Origin of the sequence: Burkholderia sp. AU27893 (assembly GCF_002223205.1) — a bacterium.
Taxonomy (GTDB): Bacteria; Pseudomonadota; Gammaproteobacteria; order Burkholderiales; family Burkholderiaceae; genus Burkholderia.
On sequence record NZ_NKFD01000005.1, the window covers coordinates 297,997 to 316,514 of the forward strand.

The following is an 18,518-nucleotide window of genomic DNA, read 5'->3' on the forward strand; positions in this document are numbered from 1 at the left end:
GCGACGGGGGCCGGGAACGGCTACTTCTCGCGCCGGCATCTGCCTGTTGTTTGCCCGGAAACCGCGACCCGCGGCGATACCTGGCCGTGGGCCGCGCCTTGATGCGCGATCATGCCGCCGTCAAGCGTGACGGCGCGCACCGCATTCGCCGCAGAACAGGTCGTCGGCGGCCATCGGCTTGTGGCACTGCGCGCAGGCCGTGGCCTCGTCTGCGGCGGGCGATTCCGCAGCCGACGCCGGCAGCGATGCCGTCTCCGCTGCACCCACCGCGCTGGCAGCATGCGAGTCGCGTGCTTTCGCAAGGTGATCGGCGGCGCGTTCGCGTGCCTGTTCGGCATGGCGTTTCGCGTCCGCGACGTGCTGGCTCAGCTTCTCTTCCGTTGCGGAGAAATCGACGCCGCTGACCGTCTGCAGATAGATGAGGCACGTGCCGTTGACGAACGTCAGGAATGGAATCACGAGACCGATCGCGATCAGGAGGCCGTTGCCGAAGCCGTACGCGCCCAGGTAGGCCATGCTGCGGTAGTCGAATCCGCCTCCTGCCGCGTCCATGCCAAGGCCGTAGGTGCCGGCGTGCCGGCCGAGGCCGCTCATGCCCATCAGGCCGCCCAGCGGGCTGGTGCCGGTTGCCGCCGAGATCGACGACGCGATCGCGGCGCCGGTGCCGAGAATGCCGAACACGATGGCGGACAGCACGCCGACGAGCAGCAGCAGCCCGAACATCCGGACGATCACGCCGAGCAGCTGGCGGCGGCCGATCTGCAGCAGGCGCGCGGCGGTCTGCAGCGTCGAGTTGCCTTGCCAGATGGCGGGCGCGGCGAGCGGATAGCCGACGTACCCCATGCCGGCGAAGATCGCGCCCGCGGCGATCGCCGCGACCGGATACGCGATCGCGTACAGCAGCGGGCCGACGCCCGGGAGCTTGCAGACCAGGAACACGATCAGGAGTGCGAGCAGCAGCAGGATCCAGCCGACCACGAGCAGCACGCCGATGCCGACGAGGCGGTGGACGCTGAACGTCGCCTGCAGCAGTGCATCGACGAATCCGACCGACTCACCCTGTGCATCGCGCATCAGCACGATGCCGACCGCGGAATAGCCGATCAGCGAGATCGCGAGCGTCGCGATGACGAACAGCAGGCCGAGCACGGGGCTGTGACCGATCACCTGGATCGTGAGCATGACCATCAGCATGCTGGCGACCAGCGCGAACGCGCACATCGCGAGTGCGCGCCAGTTCGTGACGGCCTCGGCGGCGCGCAGCAGGCCGAACTTTCCCGACACGGGGGCTTGATCGAGCGTTGACATCGTTGAATCTCCTTGCAGGTGCGGGCCGGTCAGTGAGCGGCGGGGGCGTCGAGCAGCGCGACGACGGTGACGCCGTCGACCTGCGCGAGCTGGATGCTGGATTGCCGGGTCGACCCCGGCTTGCCGTTCAGGTAGACCTGGCTTTTCAGCGTGTACGTGCCTTGCGGCGCACCCGACGGCAGTTTCAGCGTGAAGCTGTTGTCGAATTCGCCGCTGCCCGGCGTCGCGTTGACGATCTTCTCGCCGCGCTTGAACTGCTCGCCCGACGGCGCGTAGACGGTCACGACTTCCTTCACTTCCTGGACGGGCTCGTTCGTGCCGGACACCGCGCGAATCTGCGAGGCCAGCCTGATCGGCTCGCCGGCCTTGACCGCCGAGCGCGGCGTTACAACCGTGGTGTAGGCGTCGATCTTCGCGTACGGCGGCAGGTTGTTGCGGTTGTTCGCGCGGTAATCGCGATCGACTTCGGCCGCCGTCTTCGTCTGCCGTGTTGCGACTTCGATCACGGCGCACGCGGCGAGCCCGGCAACCGCGCCGCCGATCGCGCCCTTGGTGCCGCCGATCAGCGCACCGACCAGCGCGCCGCCGGCGCCGAGCGCGGTACAGCGCAACACGGATTCGGACGAAATCCCGCCGGTGCCGTTCTGGGTGGCGCAGCCGCTGGCGAGCAAGGTGACCGCGCAGGCCGCGGCGAGGGTCTTCTGGATTGTCATGTCGGTTTTCTCCGGCGCTTCATTCAAGTGTGCTGTTGTTGCGCAGTGCATCCATCTGCCGCGCCTTCGCCTTGGCGATCAACGTCTTCGCCGGACGGTTGCCCGGCTCGATCGCCAGGACGCTTTCCGCTGTCGCGATCGCCTTGTCGTACTGGCCGCGCGACAGGTCGCCCTGCGCGCGTTTCAGCAGGCCGTCGACGGCGGGCGCGGCAGGGTGGGCCGCCGCGGACGGGCGGGCCGGCGGTGTCGGGTGCGGCTTGTTGCGCGGCGCCTCTGCAACGGTGGCGGGGGCCGGGGTGGTCGGCGTGGACGTGTCGTCCTGCAGTTTCGCGAAGGGCGACGACTGCTGCGCGTTCGCGGATGCCGGCGGCGCGTTCGACGCCGGTGGTGTCGCGGGCACCGGGGCCGTCGTGACATTCGTGACGACGGCCGGGCCCGACGCGGGCGAGGTCATCGCTGCGGCGGCCGTATCGGTCGGCGCGGACGCCGGTGCGTCGGGCGGTGTCGTCGCAACAGTCGCGCCGGTGGAGGCGGAACCCGGTTCCGTGATGTCCGATGCGGCGTTGGCCGTGAACGCAGGAACCGTGGATGCAGCAACCGGTTCGGGCGTTGCAGGTGCGCTCGCCTGGCGGCCGTGCCACCAGAACGCACCACCCGCGCAGGCGACGGCGACCGCGACGCCGGCTGCGACGATCTTGAGTCTTGCAGACGTAGCGTCGTTCGTCGTCGGGGTCTGCGGTTTCGGCGGGGGCACGACACCGGAATGCGGACGCATGGGTTCGGCCGACGCCGACGTCACATCGTCATCCGGTACGCCGTGAAGCTTGGCAGTCGCATCGGCACCGTCTGTATCGTCGTCGGCGAGTGCCGCTGCGGTATTCGCCGATACGCCCGCAGGCGCGGGTTGCGCATCCGTACCGACAGGCGAGGATTGCGACGCAGCGACCGCGTCGCCCCGCTGGTCTGCCGCTGCGACGGGCGTGGCAGTGGCCGCGGCGTCGTGCGATTGCAGCGGTGCGTTCGCACGCCCCGATACCGGATCGGCGATGTTCGCGACGTGCGCGAGGTCGTTCCCTGCAGTGTTCACCGCCATCGATTCGACGCTGATGTCCGCTTGCGTATCTTGCGCGTCGACGGTGACGTAGGCAGATTCGTGAGCGTATCCAGCGGCCACGTGTGCGGGTTGCAGTGCGGGCTCGGCCGGCGGCACGGGCGCTTCCGCCTCGATCGCACCGGCGTCATTGACCGATGCGACGGGGGTCCCGCACTTGTTGCAGAAACGCTGGTTCGGCGTCAGCGCGGCGTGGCAGTTCCGGCACGGTGCGCAGGCCGCTTCGGTCCGGATGGCCGCAACCGGCGTTCCGCATTGCTTGCAGAACTTGAGACCGTCGGGCAGATCGGTTCCGCAGTGGGTACACGCAGTCATAATTCAGTAATCCTCTTCTTTTGATCGATCAACGTGACGACGCCGTGCGGGCATGCGCACGTTTGTCCGAATCGCGGGATAGCGGCGTACCGGCCGCGTGCTACGAAGGCGAGCGACGCGGAACGGGCCGCTCAGCGCGCGATATCAGTCGGAATGGGGGCGGCCGCGCAGAAAGTGTCGGCGTAGAGAAGAAGAGATCCGGCCCACGTGATTGGAACGTGCAGCCCAACGGATCCGGATGCACCGGTATTGAATGGCGAGTTCAAGCTTTCCCCGTATCAGTCGCCAGATTGAATCCGGCTGACTGTTTTCATTATTTCGATTGATAATACAAATGGTCTTCTGCAGCGGATATTACACTGAAATTACGCGGCTTTGCCATCCGTCAGGCACGTGACGGAGCGTGTATTCGCGTGCAAAGCCGACCGGATGCGCCGCGCGCACCGTTACCAGCCTGGTGGTGTATTCATCGCGGTGACCAGGCGGTTAGCCCAACGGCGCTCGCTGCTTGCGTCTATCGTGCTCAACAGAAGTCTGTCCAGCGTGCCACGGCAACGCCGAGGTGTGCCCCTAACAATCAGTCAACCCGGTACCAGCGACCAGATTCTGGACACACAGCGGCTGGTGCGCCGTTCGACCAGACTTGCTCCTCATCCAGGTGCAGCGAGGTCGAAGGGGCGATGTCGAAGACTACCTTCAGTGCTTGCCCGACATGGGCATCTTCGATGGGAAGCTCCCAAGTCAGGAATATCTGGATGCAATCCTGGTCCGTCGCGAAGTCGGCCGCATTAAAGCCGCTGCTGCGGCGCTGAATGACGCCGTGAGGTTGGCCGGTATCGAATATCACAGCTATCCCCCGGGTCAGGGGAATGCGATGGCCCGTAGAGGGAAAATGCAAGTCCAGCCCCCGGTCCTCGCTCAGGAATAGATTGCAGAAGGCCGCACCGCCATATTGCGCACCGTCATGATGGTACTTCGCGCCACGACAGGCCATGAGGGCTACGTCGCTGGAGGCAAGCACGGTGGGCAGTCCTAGTGCGCACGTCCAGTCGGACATTGCTTGCACGCAGCGCTTATAGTCCGGCCAGCGCGCTTGCGTTCGCGCCAAAGGCATCGCCTCGACGTCCCCGGGTTCCAGGACGAGCCGCGACGATGTTTCTCTTTCCCAGTCTGCAAGCACGCGTGCGGAGGGAACGGGCACGTCGACCGTGCCTGATAGAACGATGTCACTTACGCGTCGACTGCGGATGGCGTCGCCGCTCCAGAAATAGGAAGTCAGCATGTCTCGAATTCGACGCTGTCGAAGGGGGCATCTGGGCGATTGTAACGATTCAGCCGGATCACGTCGGCGAAAATCGGCCATGAGCGGTCAGTCGACAGCGAGGTCAGGATTGCCCACAATGTCCGTCCAGTATTGGAGCACTCGCGACTGGACGTCTAAAGAACGTCGTTTCCAGGGCGATAATCGACATATCGCCGTAATCAATTCCCTATCTACGATGCCGTCAACCTTAATGATCCATCCGACCATGCCGGAGCAGCGCGTGAAGCTCGGTTTCAACTGGTCTGCCCTGTTATTCGGCACAATCTGGGCATACTCTGAAGGATTGGTTGTTCAAGGAGGGCGATTGGCCGCTGTCGATGCTGCCTCCGGTCTCCTCTGTTCCTCCGGCCGTCCGGCCCTTTTGATTGCGGCTTTAATACTCTTCGTGGCAAAGAATATCTACAGTGCTCGCCATGGCAGCACCTGGATATGTCAGCGATTGCTGAATCAAGGCTACCGAGCGCTCCAATAATCAGACATTCGACGTGCGGCGACGAGCCCTGATTCGAAGCTCCGTCCGGGGGGGGGGCGAAATTGTCCGATTCGGGTCGATGAGAGTCGGTCGGCCCTGCGCGAACGGGCCAGGCTGCCCTTGAAGGTTCAAGCTTGAATGAACGGCAACGCAGATAGTTCAACGTCGAGTGAACCGCGAATTCAACATTGAATGAGCGGGTTTGCCGGCAGGCAGTGTACGGCCAGCAACGCAGGTCTCACCCGCGCACTTCGGAACCCGATTGCCGTTGGCGTCATGCCCTTGGCCGCCACTTTCAGGCCAGTCGTTGCGCCGCTCGACCGTGCAACCGCAGCCGCCATTCCGCGACCTGATTCATCTGCGCATCGGGTTGCCGTCAGGTAGGGCAAATATCCCCGCGCCGTTGACGGCACGTGGCGTCGCATTGGCTTGATACGCCGCCGAGTGCATCTGCCGGATTCTCCTTGGCATTGCAGTCACCGAGCGACTCCCCGGCCTCGCATAGTCATCTCCCAACGAGTCACCGATAGCCCGTGCAACTACTGAGTTGCTGCGAAAAATGGTTTATGGTCAAATGACCATGTCAAGTGACCCATATGTTTGTTTCATCCCCAATTGGCAGCCGCTGCTCGATCGCGGATGGTCCAGGCGTGGGCAACATTTTGCGAAGGCGTCCGGGCGGCGCGGAGATTGACGCGCATCGGCCACCGGAAGTTTGGCGAAATCCCGGGAGATGGAGCAGGCGTCCGCATATCGACGCCTGGGCAGCTTTCGCCCATCGGCTGAAAGCGCCAGGGTTGAAAAACAAGAATTTCTGGAGACGGTGCTCGTGAACGAAATGCACAGCAGGACGAACCAAGCGATTGACCCTTCGGCGCTACGCGCCCAACTGCGAGACGGCTCCTTGCTTGAGACGCGTGCGTGGCTGGCGTCGGGATGGGCGGAGGGCACGGATGGCCGTTCGTTTCCCGTCACGAATCCGGCCACGGGTGCCATCCTGGCCCGCGTGGCCAGCCTCGGCGCCGCGGAGGTCGAGCAAGCCATTGCCGCATCGGCGCTGGCACAGCAAAGCTGGCAGAAGCGGGCCAGCCACGAGCGCGCGAAGCTCCTGCGCGCCTGGTACGACCTGATCGTGGCGAATGCCGACGATCTCGCACTGATCATGACGTCGGAGCAGGGCAAGCCGTTGGCGGAGGCGCGCGGCGAAATCATGTATGCGGCTTCTTTCGTCGAGTGGTTCGCCGAAGAAGCGAAGCGGGTCTACGGCGACGTCATGCCGCACCCGCAAGGCGACAAGCGCATCGTCGTCATTCGTCAGCCGATCGGCGTGTGTGCCGCGATCACGCCGTGGAATTTTCCTGCCGCGATGATCACGCGCAAGGTCGCGCCGGCACTGGCCGCGGGCTGCTCCATCATCGTGCGCCCCGCCGACCTGACGCCGCTCACGGCGCTAGCGCTTGCCGTGCTGGCCGAGCGCGCGGGCATTCCGGCCGGTGTCCTTCAAGTGGTGTGCGGCCCGTCACGCGAGATCGGCGCGGTGCTCACGGCCAGCCCGGTCGTGCGCAAGCTTTCGTTCACCGGCTCGACCGAAGTCGGCCGCGTGCTCATGAGCCAGTCGTCCGCGACGATCAAGCGACTCTCACTCGAACTCGGCGGCAACGCACCTTTCATCGTGTTCGACGACGCGGATCTCGACGCGGCGGTCGAAGGGGCGATGGCGTCGAAGTACCGGAACAGCGGCCAGACCTGTGTATGCGCGAATCGCTTTCTCGTCCAGGCCGGCATTCATGACCGCTTCGTCGACGCGCTTACCCGGCGAGTCCAGGCGCTCAAGGTCGGAAACGGTATCGAACCGGGGGTGCAGCAGGGGCCGCTGATCCAGCAGTCCGCCTGCGACCACCTGAATCGGCTGATCGACGATGCGCTCAGCAAGGGCGCGCGCATCGTCACGGGCGGAAAAGGCCATCCGCTTGGCGGCACGTTTTTCGAGCCGACCGTCATTGCCGATGCAACGCCGGCCATGCGTCTCGCGCGCGAGGAACTCTTCGGTCCCGTCGGCCCGGTGTTCCGTTTCGAGGATGAAGCGGAAGCGATCGCGATGGCCAACGACACCGAGTACGGGCTCGCCGCCTATCTCTATACACGCGACCACGGCCGCATCTGGCGTGTGGGCGAGGCACTCGAGTACGGCATGGTCGGCCTGAATACCGGCGTGATTTCCAACGAGGTCGCGCCGTTCGGCGGGGTCAAGCAGTCGGGCCTGGGCCGTGAGGGTTCCCGTTACGGCATCGAGGAATACCTGGAAATCAAGTACCTGTGCACCCAGGTCTAACGGCCACCGTCCGCATCAAGGAAACGTCAATGGAAATGCTCCCGCAGTCGATGCTCTTCGAAACTGTTCCGTCCATTCTCCAGGAATGGGGTTGTGCGCGCCGCCTGGGTCAGGTGATGGCGGCATGGACGGAGCGCCGCCATGTCCTGATCGTGACCGACGCCGCGCTGCACGAGGCCGGTGTACTGGAACCGGCGAAAGCGTCGCTGGCGGCCGCGGGATTCCGCGTGGCGGTGTTCGACGAGGTCGTGGCCGACCCGCCGGAAAACGTGGTGTTGCGCTGCGTCGAGTTTGCACGCGGTGCCGACGCGGATGTCGTGATTGGCCTGGGCGGCGGCTCGTCGATGGACATCGCAAAACTGGCCGCCGTGCTCACAGTGTCGCGGCAATCGATCGCGGAAATGTACGGAATCGGCAACGTTCAGGGTGCGCGCCTGCCGCTGGTGCAGATCCCGACAACGGCGGGTACCGGGTCGGAAGTCACCAACATCTCCATCGTTTCGGTTAACGAAACAACCAAGATGGGCATCGTCGCACGTCAGCTGTATGCCGACAAGGTGATCCTGGATGCCGAGCTGACGGTTGGTCTGCCGCGCAGTCACACCGCTGCGACGGGCATCGACGCGATGGTCCACGCCATCGAGGCCTATACCAGCAAGCACAAGAAGAATGCCATTTCCGACGCGCTCGCGCGCGAGGCGCTGCGAATGCTGGTGAGCCACCTGATCCCGGCTTGCGAAAACGGCGCGGACCGGCGCGCCCGCGAGGCCATGCTGCTGGGCGCCACGCTGGCGGGTCAAGCGTTCGCCAATGCCCCGGTGGCCGCGGTCCATGCGCTGGCGTATCCGTTGGGCGGCCATTTCCATATCCCGCACGGCTTGTCCAACGCGTTAATGCTGGCGCCCGTGCTGCGTTTCAACGCCGAAGCGGCGGCGTCGCACTACGCGGAACTGGCGGACGTCGTCGGCGCGGGTGGAACGGGCGACGCCACGGCGCGCACGGCGGCGTTCATTGCCTTCCTGGAAGACCTGATGGACCGATCCGGCGCGCCGCGACGTCTGCGCGACGTGGGTGTCACGCAATCGAGCCTGCCGACCCTCGCGGCCGATGCGATGAAGCAGCAGCGCTTGCTGTTGAACAATCCGGTCGTCGTCACGGAGTCGGACGCATTGCGCCTGTACGAACAGGCCTACTGAACCGACGCCGGCCAATCCGCAGTCGCCGTAACGTTAATAGAGAGAATGCACCGTGAACAATGTAGAAAGGATTGAGCACCACGAGATCGTTATCCTGGGTGCAGGCTTCGGAGGCCTCGGCATGGCCGCCCGCATGAAAATCGCGGGCATCGACGACTTCGTCGTGCTGGAGAAGCGTCCCGATCTCGGTGGCGTGTGGCTGGACAATTCGTATCCCGGCGCGGCATGCGATACCGAATCGCACCTGTACTGCTACAGCTTCCATCCGCATTTGCGCGTGAGCGCGATGTATGCCGGCCGCAACGAGCTGCTGCACTATCTGAAATCGCTTGCCACGCGGTTCGACCTGGCGGAACACCTGCGATTCAACCTCGAGATTCGCAGTGCCGAATGGGATGCCGGCGCCAGCCTCTGGCGGTTCTCGCTGAGTGACGGCTCGCGGATGACCTCACGATTCTTCGTGCCGGCCTGGGGGCAATTGAACCGTCCGATGATCCCCGCGGTTCGCGGCCTGGCGGATTTCAACGGCGAGTATTTCCACTCCGCCGAGTGGCGGCACGACGTGGACTTGACCGGCAAACGGGTGGCAAGCATCGGCAACGCCGCCAGCGCCGTGCAGTATGTGCCGCTCATCGCGCCGAAGGTCGATCACCTGACGGTATTCCAGCGAAGCGCGAACTGGATCATGCCGCGCAACCAGATCGTCTTCTCGGCGGAGCAGCTCGATGCCTACGAGCGCGAGCCCCATCTGTTCGAAGAAAGCCGGAAATCGCTGCACGCGTTCCGCGAGTCCGGGTTCGAGCGCACGCGGATGGGGTCCAGCGCGCAGCAGGAAGGCAAGAGTCTCGCGCTGGCGCATCTTCATCGCCAGGTGCCCGACCCGGTACTGCGCGAGAAACTGACGCCGGACTATGAATACGCGTGCAAACGGATTCTGCGATCGGACGACTACTATCCGGCGCTCATGCGCGACAACGTCGCGCTGGAGACGGCGGGGGTGGAATCGTTCGTCGACGAGGGCATCGTGACCCGGGACGGCCGCCTGCTTCCGTTCGACGTGGTCGTGTTCGGCACCGGATTCGAGAGTCAGGCTTTCCAGGGCAGCCTGCAGGTGCGCGGCACGGACCGCACGTTGGCCCAGGTGTGGGAGGACGGCCCGCAAGCGTATCTCGGCATGACGGTGCCGGGCTTTCCGAACATGTTCATGCTGTATGGGCCGAATACGAACCTGAACCACAACTCCATCGTGTCGATGCTCGAGATCCAGCAGAACTACATCATCGACGCGATCGGCGGCATGGCTTCGGCCGGCGTGAAGGCGGTCGACGTCGATCGGGCCGTGTTCGACGAGTACAACAGCAAGCTGCAATCGGCGATGGTCGGCTCGGCGTTTTCGGCGGGCTGCTCGAGCTGGTACAAGAACGCGCAAGGCAAGGTGATCAACAACTGGCCGGGCACGGTGGACGAATACCGCGCCGTGACGCAATGGGATCAAAGCGTGTTCGCTGCGATCTGAGCGGGGATGCCCATGACATCGATGCACTGGTTGCCGCTGACCGAGGTGGCTGACGATGCGCGGGACGCCGTTCGGGCGTTCCGCGAACTGGGCGGGCGACACTACGGCAGCTTTTCCGTCGACCAGTCGCGCGTGAACTTCGTGCGGGCCTGCGAATTGAACGGCCTCGCCGCCGACGCAGCGGTTGCCCACGACGATATCGACGTTCCCGTCGCGGACGGCAGCATTCGGCTACGGCTCTATCGTCCGCCCGGCGGGGAGCGCGTCGAGGGCAAACCGCTGGTCGTCTTCATTCACGGCGGCGGGTGGGTGATCGGCAGCGTGGACACGCATGACGGCATCTGCCGTCATCTCGCACGGCATGGCGGGGGTGTAGTCGCTTCCGTGGAGTACCGGCGAGCGCCGGAGCACCGCTGGCCGATCCCGCTCGAAGACTGCGAGCGCGCATTGGACTACCTGGCGGCCAACGCTTCCGCGCTCGCCATCGATGCGTCCCGGGTGATCCTGGCGGGCGACAGCGCCGGCGGCAATATGGCGACCCTCATCGCCAATGCGGCACCGGCGGCGGGACCCGCGGTCATCGGGCAGATCCTGTTCTATCCGGTGACGGACCTGACGGCGTCGCTGCCGTCCTACCAGCGCATTCAAGGCGGATTTCCGCTGGTCGCCGAGTCGATGCGCTGGTTCCGGGAACATTACGTGCCGGCCGGCACGCCGTTCGATCTTCCACGCCTGTCCCCGTTGCTGCATGCGGAAGGCCGGCGGCAGCCGCCGATGTTCATTGCCACTGTGGGGCTGGATCCGCTGTGTGACGAAGGCATTGCCTACGCATCGTGCGCGGCCCGCGCGGGGAGCACGGTCGAGCATCTCCACCTACCCGGGCATCATCACGGCATCATCACCGCAGCCCGCACGATCCCGGCAGCGAGATACCTGCTGGATCGCGCTGCTTCCTTTGTCCGGCGGCTTGCCGAACCGGACGGCTTCGAAGCTTGACGCGTCGATCGTCGCGCGGGCCGTAGCATTCAGCCCTCGAGACCGATCGGGTAATGGAAACTCCTGATTCAAATTGTCCCTCGACTGCATAGACTGGGAACCGTGGAACTTGGTCAATTGATCATGTTCGGGGTGACTGGTCAAACCAGATGCACACCTCAATGACCCGCGTGCATGCCCGGCCGGGTGCAGGGGGCGCGTACTGGTTTGAAACGTTGTCGCCGGCATGCACGTGCGAGTGTCTTTTCTTTCGTAGTCACATGACCAAGTCTGTTGATCTAGTCGTGCGGCGTTACGGATATTTTCAATAACGGGTCATCGGAGGGATCTCATGACTAGGAATCACACAGATTCGGGTTTGCCTGAGCACGTAGAGGTACTAATCATCGGGGCGGGAATCTCGGGGCTCGATGCCGCCTGTCATCTTCGCATGAACTTGCCGAACCGCTCGTTCGCCATCCTGGAAGCGATGGATGGCTTCGGCGGTACGTGGTGGACCCATCGCTACCCCGGTGCGCGTTCCGACAGCGACCTGTACACGTACGCATTCGGATTCCGCCCGTGGCAGGGCCGCTCGATCGCCACGGCGGAGGAGATCCACAGCTATCTGGGCGATGTCATCAAGGAATACGACCTCGGTTCGAAGATCCACTACGGGCACCGCGTTCAAACGGTGAGCTGGTCGAGCGAGCAGAAGCGCTGGACGGTCGAGGTGTCGCGCAAGGATACGGGCGAACACTTCTCGATCACCACGGACTTCCTGTGGCTGGGGGCGGGGTACTACGACCATCGCAGGGGCTTTACGCCGAAGTGGAACGGGTTCGACCGCTACAAGGGAACGGTCGTGCATCCGCAGCACTGGCCGAAAGACCTCGACTATGCCGGCAAGCGGGTGGTCGTGATCGGCTCGGGCGCGACCGCCGCGACGCTGATTCCCGCGATGGCCGGCACCGCGGCGCATGTGACGATGCTGCAACGGTCGCCGACGTTCTTCACGGCTGTTCCGTGGACCCACCAGCTGGACGCGACGCTTCGCGAACTGAACCTGCCCGAAGCGTGGCGTTCCGAGATTCTGCGGCGTGCGCACCTGAAGCAGACGTTCGACCTGATCAACCTGTCCGCCGCGAACCCGGACGCCGTTCGCGACTGGCTGATCAACGAGACCCGGCAACAGTTGCCGGAAGGGTTCGACGTCGACAAGCACTTCAATCCCAGCTATCGCCCGTGGCAGCAGCGCGTGGCGGCGGTGCCCGAGGGCGACCTCTTCACGGCCATCCGGGAGGGCAAGGCGTCCGTCGTGACGGACACCATCGAATCGTTCGACGAAAGCGGCATCGTGCTGGCGTCGGGCGAGCACCTGCAGGCGGACATCGTCGTGACGGCGACGGGCTTCGACATGAGCGCGTTCGGCCAGATCGCGTTCCACCTCGACGGCGAACCGGTCGACATGACCAAGCGCGTCTCGTATCGGGGAATGATGATCGAGGGTATCCCGAACATGGCGTTCATCTACGGCTATTACCGGTCGAGCTGGACGTTGCGCGCCGATCTCGTGTGCGAATTCACCTGCCGCGTCCTGGCGCATATGGAAAAGGTAGGTGCGAAGACGGTGGAGCCGTGCCTGCGCGCCGAAGACGCCGACATGCAGCGGCTGCCGTGGACCGACCCGAACAACTTCAATGCCGGATACGTGATGCGCTCGCAACACCAGATGCACCTGCGCGGTGATCGCATGCCGTGGCAGCACCACTTCGAGTACGAGGAAGAGCGCCAGACCATCCCGGAATTGAGCCCGGATGCCGAAGTCCTCGTGTATCGCTGATCCCCGCGCAACGTTCGAATAAAGGTGAAGTTATGGCACTCGATTTGCACCTCGGTGGTTTTCTCGAATCCCTTGCCGGGTCCGGCGCGAAACCGCTGTCGCAGTCCAGCCCGGAAGAGGCGCGCGGATTGATGCAGCATCTGGCGCGCGCCGTTCGCGCACCGGAGGCCGTGGTCGACGTTCACGGCGTGGAAGACCTGACCGTTCCCGGCGCGACCGGATCGCTGCGGGCGCGGCTGTACCGTCCGACCCAGGAGCGCCATCTGCCGACGGTCGTCTATCTCCATGGCGGCGGGTTCGTGATCGGCGATCTGGATACCCACGACAACATATGCCGGGAGCTGGCGCGTGGCGCCAACGCGGTCGTCGTCTCGGTGGATTACCGGCTGGCGCCGGAGCATCCGTATCCGGCCGCGGCGGACGATGCGATTGCCGCCACCCGATGGGTGATCGCGAACGCGGGCGAGCTGGGCGGCAGCGACGTCGTGGCGGTGGCCGGCGACAGCGCCGGCGGCAATCTGGCCGCGGTCGTGACCCAGCAACTGCACGCCGACGGCATTGCGCTGTCCGCGCAGTTCCTGATCTACCCGGCGGTCGCGCAGGATCGTGCCGGCTTTCCTTCTTTCAAGGAAAACGGCGAAGGCTACTTTCTCGACCTCGAGACGATCGCCTGGTTCGAGCGACATTACGTGCCCGACGGGACCAACCGGGAGGATCCGCGTCTGGCGCCGATCCGTGCGAAGGACCTGGCCGGGTTGCCGCCGGCGGTTATCCTGACCGCCGAATTCGATCCGCTGCGCGACGAGGGCGAGGCCTATGGCCGCTTGCTCCACGCGAGCGGCGTCAAGGTCGACACGATCCGGTGCGACGGCATGATTCACGGGTTCTTCGACATGGGGGCGATTTCCCCGGGCGCCCAGGCATGGATCGAGAAGGGTATCGCGAGCTTTCGAACGTTACTCGGCGCCGCCCAACACCATTGATACGTCGGCGGAAGCGACCTGATTTCGCTTTTCGCCATTTCGTGGCCGCACGCGGTTCGATGGATGACCTCCAACGTTGCCGATGCGGCCGCGCAGTGCTGATGCATGACGGCATGACGCCGATCGCGCGGCGGCTCGCTGAGGCCGCGACGCGAATGGCGGAATCGATGCATCAGGTAGTTGCTTGTGACGCGTGCAGGCATCTATCGAGGACACAGACCCGTGAAGAACTCATTCGATTACCTTGTTGTAGGCGGCGGCTCGGCCGGCAGCGTGCTGGCTTCGCGTTTGACCGAAGATCCCGACGTGACGCTGTGCCTCTTCGAAGCCGGCGGCACGGGCGATGGATGGCCCGTCACCGTGCCGGCCGCGCTGGTGCTGATGATCCCGTCCAAGCTGAACAACTGGGCGTTCGAGACGGTGCCCCAGAAGGGGCTGCAGGGGCGACGCGGCTACCAGCCGCGCGGCAAGGCGTTGGGCGGATCGTCCGCGATCAATGCGATGGTGTACACGCGCGGCCATCATGCCGACTACGATGACTGGGCCGCGCTCGGCAACGAAGGCTGGGGCTGGAACGACGTCTTCCCGTATTTCAAGCGAAGCGAGCACAACGAGCGGCTGGGCAATGAATGGCACGGGCGCGGCGGCCCGCTGTGGGTCAGCGACCTGAGGACGGACAATCCGTTCCAGGCGCGTTGGCTGGACGCCGCACGAGAGTGCGGCCTGCCCGTCACGGACGATTTCAACGGTGCGGAGCAGGAAGGTGTCGGCATTTACCAGGTGACCCAGAAGAATGGCGAGCGCTGGAGCGCGGCACGCGCCTATCTTTTTCCGCACCTGAAGACGCGCGGCAACCTGACGGTGGAGACGGGCGCGCAGGTCCGGCGCATCGTGTTCGACGGCAAGCGGGCCGTGGGTGTCGAGGTCACGCGCGGGGGGAATGTCGAGACGGTCTGGGCGAAGAAAGAGGTGATCCTTTCCGCCGGCGCGCTTCAATCGCCGCAGTTGCTGATGTTGTCCGGCGTCGGGCCGAAGGACGAACTCGAGCGTCTCGGGATCCCGGTCGTCGCCGATCTCCCGGGCGTGGGCGAGAACCTGCAGGATCATCCGGACTTCGTCGTCAGCTACAAGACGAACAGCCTGGATGCGCTCGGCGTATCGGTGCGCGGCGCGATCAAGACGCTCGGCGACATCCGGCAATACCGGAACTCGCGAACTGGTGCCCTGACCACCAACTTCGCCGAAGGCGGCGCGTTCCTGAAGACGCGTCCCGATCTCGATCGACCGGACGTTCAGATGCACTTCGTCGTCGGGCCCGTCAGCGATCACGGCAGGAAGGTGCGCCTCGGACACGGTCTTTCCTGTCACGTGTGCCTGCTGCGGCCGAAAAGCCGCGGGTCGGTCAAGCTGCGAAGCGCCGATCCGCTCGATGCGCCGTTGATCGACCCGGCGTTCCTCGAACACGACGACGATCTCGAGGTCCTGGTCGACGGATATAAGCTGACCCGGCGGTTGATGGCCGCGCCGGCGATGGCCCGGTTCGTGACGGAGGACGTGTTCGCGTCCCGGTCGCGATCGGACGACGACATTCGTGCGTTGCTGCGCGAGCGGACCGACACCGTGTACCACCCGGTCGGAACCTGTCGCATGGGGAACGACGCGCTCGCCGTCGTCGATTCCCAGTTGCGCGTCCGGGGCACGGAAGGTTTGCGCGTGGTGGATGCATCGATCATGCCGACGCTGGTGGGCGCCAACACGAACGCGCCGACGATCATGATCGGCGAGAAAGCCTCGGACCTGATCCGGAGGATCTCCCGATTCCCGTCCGCGGTGCCGGAAACGGCGGTGTGAGTGGCCCTCTCGTGCCGACGTTCGTCGGCACGAAGGTTTCAACCGCACGTGAACGTCGCGAGCATGATGTGTGCAGCGACGTCCACGACCCGAACGCAACGGCTCGCCGGCCGGTCGCGGCAAGGCTGGACGCTGCGGTGGCATCGCACGCTCGAGTGGTGAGGTCTGCTGACGCCGCCAGCCGCCGATCATGAACGCATCCTTGCTCGTTGAAGGGCAACGCGAGCACGAGGGACGAGCGGTCGCCACCCGACGCGCGGATGCCGGGTGGCCACCGGTGTGCGTCAGCAATCGAAGAAAGACCGGTGCCTGCTTCGCGGCGATGAGCCGCGGCAACCAGCGAAGCCGCCGGCCGATCGATCTTGCGCGGCGTCCGGCCCGGTCCGGGGGCGGGAAATGTTCTTCACTGACCACTATCCCGATGGCTTCGGCGAGTGTCATGCCGAACGCCGTCTTCCATTCGACGAGCGATGCCCGTGAACGGGGCCCCCTATGCGGCGCCTGAACGCTGTCCGGTAGGTGTCCGCGTGCACGCAAGGCAACGACCCGGATATTCAAACATGCACTCGCTCATACTCATCGCGGATGACGCACCGGAAATGTCGTCGACGCTCGATACCTGCCTGACTCGCCATGGCTTTCGAACATTCCAGACCCACCCCGCCCAGACGGTGCTGGCCGCGCAACTGAACCTGAAGCCGGATCTGGTCATTCTCGACGTCCGTGAACTGCGTGCGGATACCCTGGACCTGCTCGCCAGGCTTCGACGGCAAAGCGCTACCCCCATCGTCGTCATGTCGGCGGGTGACCGGGACGGGGAGCAGCTGCGCGCACTGCACGCCGGCGCCGACGACTACCTCGCCAGGCCGTTCAGCATGGACGTGGTGGTCGCGCGATTGCTCGCGATTCTTCGCCGCTCCGGTGCGCTCGCGCCCGAACGTCGCCTCCGGTTGGGTGCGCTCGAAGTCGATACGGAGCGCTATATGGCGTGCGTGAGAACGTCCTCCGGCGAAACGCCGGTTTCCGTGACACTCGTCGAATTCCGCCTGTTGGCTCACATGGCCAGGCTGCCGAATCGTGCATTTACGCGCGTCGAACTGCTCGATGCGTGCATGGCGGACGTCGGCGCATCCACGCGCACCGTCGACAGCCACATGAGCCGGTTACGGAGAAAGCTGGTGGCCGCCGGTGCGTCGGGCGTTGTGGAAAGCGTGCACGGCATCGGCTATCGCCTTCGAAAATCCGGCTGACGGGAAGTGGGTATCGCTCGCGGACGGGATCCGCTGTTCGTCGAGTGTGCATGCGACGCTGACATGCATGCAGCAGAGCTGGGGGCAACGCGGGCAGATCGTCGGCTCCGAGCTGGTGTGGTGGCCGCGCGCATCATTGACCGTAAGCGCCTGACCGCCGGGCTTCCTGCGTGATACGGCGGTTCGTCGGTCAGCCGCTGCTTCTTCGAGTGATCCGTACTCCCGGGGTGGGAGAGTCTGATTGCCGTTTGGCGCACCCTCCATCCGAGGCCAGGCAGACTTCGACACAGCGGGCCGCGATTTACGATCGCGGCCCGCCGCGCGCATCAGACATCCGGTCGTTACTGCGCGACGATCCCGTCGCGAGAAAAGATCAGCCACTTGTCGCCGGTCGACGGGAGTGCCGCGGTGTACGTCGTCCCGGTCTGGGTGCGCAGGCGCTGGAACGTCTTGCCATCATCGGTACTTTGAGCCTGCAGCCCGTCGACCCCGACCGCCAATACCGTGGCGCCTCGGGACGCAAGCGCGGTAATGGAATTCCGGGTGTCGAGCGTCGCGCGCGACCAGGTATGGCCGTTGTCCTCGCTGCGCATCAGCGTGCCGCGCAGCCCGCCGACCAGCAGCACGCCGTTGGGCAGCGCCACGCCGCACCAGAACGACCCCTTGTAACCGGTCTCCACGCTTTCCCACGTGTTGCCCTTGTCGCGGGAAATCAGGAGTTGCCCCTTCTCGGCCGTGGCAAAGATCTCGCCATTGCCGTTCGAAAAGAGGCCGAACAGATTCAGGTCCGACTTCTTGCCGTTCGGGAGCACGGCTTCCTTTTTGGTCCAGGTCTTGCCGCCGTCATCGGTGACGAGGATGAGCGACCAGAGTCCGACGGCCACGCCGTGGTTCGCATCGATGAAGTGCACGCCGAACAGCGGGCGATCCTCGCTCGTCACGAGACGTTGGACCTCCCACGTCTCGCCGCCGTCGGTCGTCTTCAGGATCGCGCCCCAGTGGCCGACCGCCCATCCTGTCCTGGCGTCGATGAAACTGACGGACGTCAGCGTCGAGCTCACGGGCACGGACTTGGCCTGACGGTAGGTCGCACCGCGGTCGTCGGACAGCAGGACGATGCCGTTCGCGCCGACACTCACGACCCGCTGGCCGGCCCAGGTCGCATCCAGCACGGGGGACTGGGTCGCGATGCTGGACTGGACGGCCGGAACGGGCCGGAGTTCCGATGCGGATACCGCGCCTGGCATGCTGCCCAGCAGCGCGCCACAGACGACGGCGCCGGCCGACAGGGAGAGAACCTTGCGATACAGGGTCATGGAATCCTCTTCT

The 18,518-nt window shown here is 64.9% G+C and carries 14 protein-coding genes; 9 read left to right on the forward strand and 5 right to left on the reverse strand.

The features are described from left to right. Positions 1-120 precede the first annotated feature (120 nt). The 4 genes from CFB47_RS33650 to CFB47_RS33665 form a co-directional block, all read right to left on the reverse strand. Positions 121-1,308, reverse strand: coding sequence for a zinc ribbon domain-containing protein (locus tag CFB47_RS33650; protein WP_089463796.1), 1,188 nt, complete (start codon positions 1,306-1,308; stop codon positions 121-123). A 29-nt stretch (positions 1,309-1,337) separates the two neighbouring features. Then, positions 1,338-2,021 carry a hypothetical protein gene (locus CFB47_RS33655; RefSeq protein ID WP_256946818.1) on the reverse strand — a complete coding sequence of 228 codons (684 nt, stop codon included), beginning with the start codon at positions 2,019-2,021 and terminating at the stop codon, positions 1,338-1,340. Between the two features lie 19 nt (positions 2,022-2,040). After that, positions 2,041-3,447 carry a zinc ribbon domain-containing protein gene (locus tag CFB47_RS33660; RefSeq protein WP_089463798.1) on the reverse strand — a complete coding sequence of 469 codons (1,407 nt, stop codon included), beginning with the start codon at positions 3,445-3,447 and terminating at the stop codon, positions 2,041-2,043. A gap of 577 nt (positions 3,448-4,024) precedes the next feature. Further along, a complete protein-coding gene (locus CFB47_RS33665; protein WP_089463799.1) occupies positions 4,025-4,729 on the reverse strand; it encodes a hypothetical protein in 705 nt (234 codons plus the stop codon). 118 nt (positions 4,730-4,847) lie between these two features. Here CFB47_RS33665 and CFB47_RS33670 point away from each other — a divergent pair, with 118 nt between their 5' ends. The 9 genes from CFB47_RS33670 to CFB47_RS33710 all read left to right on the forward strand — a co-directional run bounded on the left by CFB47_RS33670 (position 4,848) and on the right by CFB47_RS33710 (position 17,189). Beyond that, entirely contained in the window at positions 4,848-5,243 is a 396-nt protein-coding gene (locus CFB47_RS33670; protein ID WP_256946819.1) for a hypothetical protein, read from the forward strand. An 838-nt stretch (positions 5,244-6,081) separates the two neighbouring features. Beyond that, on the forward strand, positions 6,082-7,575 hold the full coding sequence (locus tag CFB47_RS33675; RefSeq protein WP_089464279.1) for an NAD-dependent succinate-semialdehyde dehydrogenase: 1,494 nt from the start codon (positions 6,082-6,084) through the stop codon (positions 7,573-7,575). 29 nt (positions 7,576-7,604) lie between these two features. After that, positions 7,605-8,771 (forward strand): iron-containing alcohol dehydrogenase, encoded by a 1,167-nt coding sequence (locus tag CFB47_RS33680; RefSeq protein ID WP_089463800.1) that lies wholly within the window; start codon positions 7,605-7,607, stop codon positions 8,769-8,771. A gap of 52 nt (positions 8,772-8,823) precedes the next feature. Continuing rightward, a complete protein-coding gene (locus tag CFB47_RS33685; RefSeq protein WP_089463801.1) occupies positions 8,824-10,287 on the forward strand; it encodes an NAD(P)/FAD-dependent oxidoreductase in 1,464 nt (487 codons plus the stop codon). 12 nt (positions 10,288-10,299) lie between these two features. Beyond that, positions 10,300-11,283, forward strand: coding sequence for an alpha/beta hydrolase (locus CFB47_RS33690; RefSeq protein ID WP_089463802.1), 984 nt, complete (start codon positions 10,300-10,302; stop codon positions 11,281-11,283). Between the two features lie 331 nt (positions 11,284-11,614). Further along, a complete protein-coding gene (locus CFB47_RS33695; RefSeq protein WP_089463803.1) occupies positions 11,615-13,105 on the forward strand; it encodes an NAD(P)/FAD-dependent oxidoreductase in 1,491 nt (496 codons plus the stop codon). Positions 13,106-13,137: 32 nt separating this feature from the next. Further along, entirely contained in the window at positions 13,138-14,088 is a 951-nt protein-coding gene (locus CFB47_RS33700) for an alpha/beta hydrolase (RefSeq protein WP_089463804.1), read from the forward strand. A gap of 222 nt (positions 14,089-14,310) precedes the next feature. Then, positions 14,311-15,939 carry a GMC family oxidoreductase gene (locus CFB47_RS33705; protein WP_089463805.1) on the forward strand — a complete coding sequence of 543 codons (1,629 nt, stop codon included), beginning with the start codon at positions 14,311-14,313 and terminating at the stop codon, positions 15,937-15,939. 560 nt (positions 15,940-16,499) lie between these two features. Then, the gene (locus CFB47_RS33710) at positions 16,500-17,189 is read left to right on the forward strand and encodes a response regulator transcription factor (RefSeq protein WP_089463806.1); all 690 of its coding nucleotides are present in this window, start codon (positions 16,500-16,502) and stop codon (positions 17,187-17,189) included. A gap of 341 nt (positions 17,190-17,530) precedes the next feature. On the opposite strand, the gene CFB47_RS33715 is transcribed toward CFB47_RS33710, so the two are convergent. Beyond that, entirely contained in the window at positions 17,531-18,505 is a 975-nt protein-coding gene (locus tag CFB47_RS33715) for a YCF48-related protein (protein ID WP_179259034.1), read from the reverse strand. Positions 18,506-18,518 lie beyond the last annotated feature (13 nt).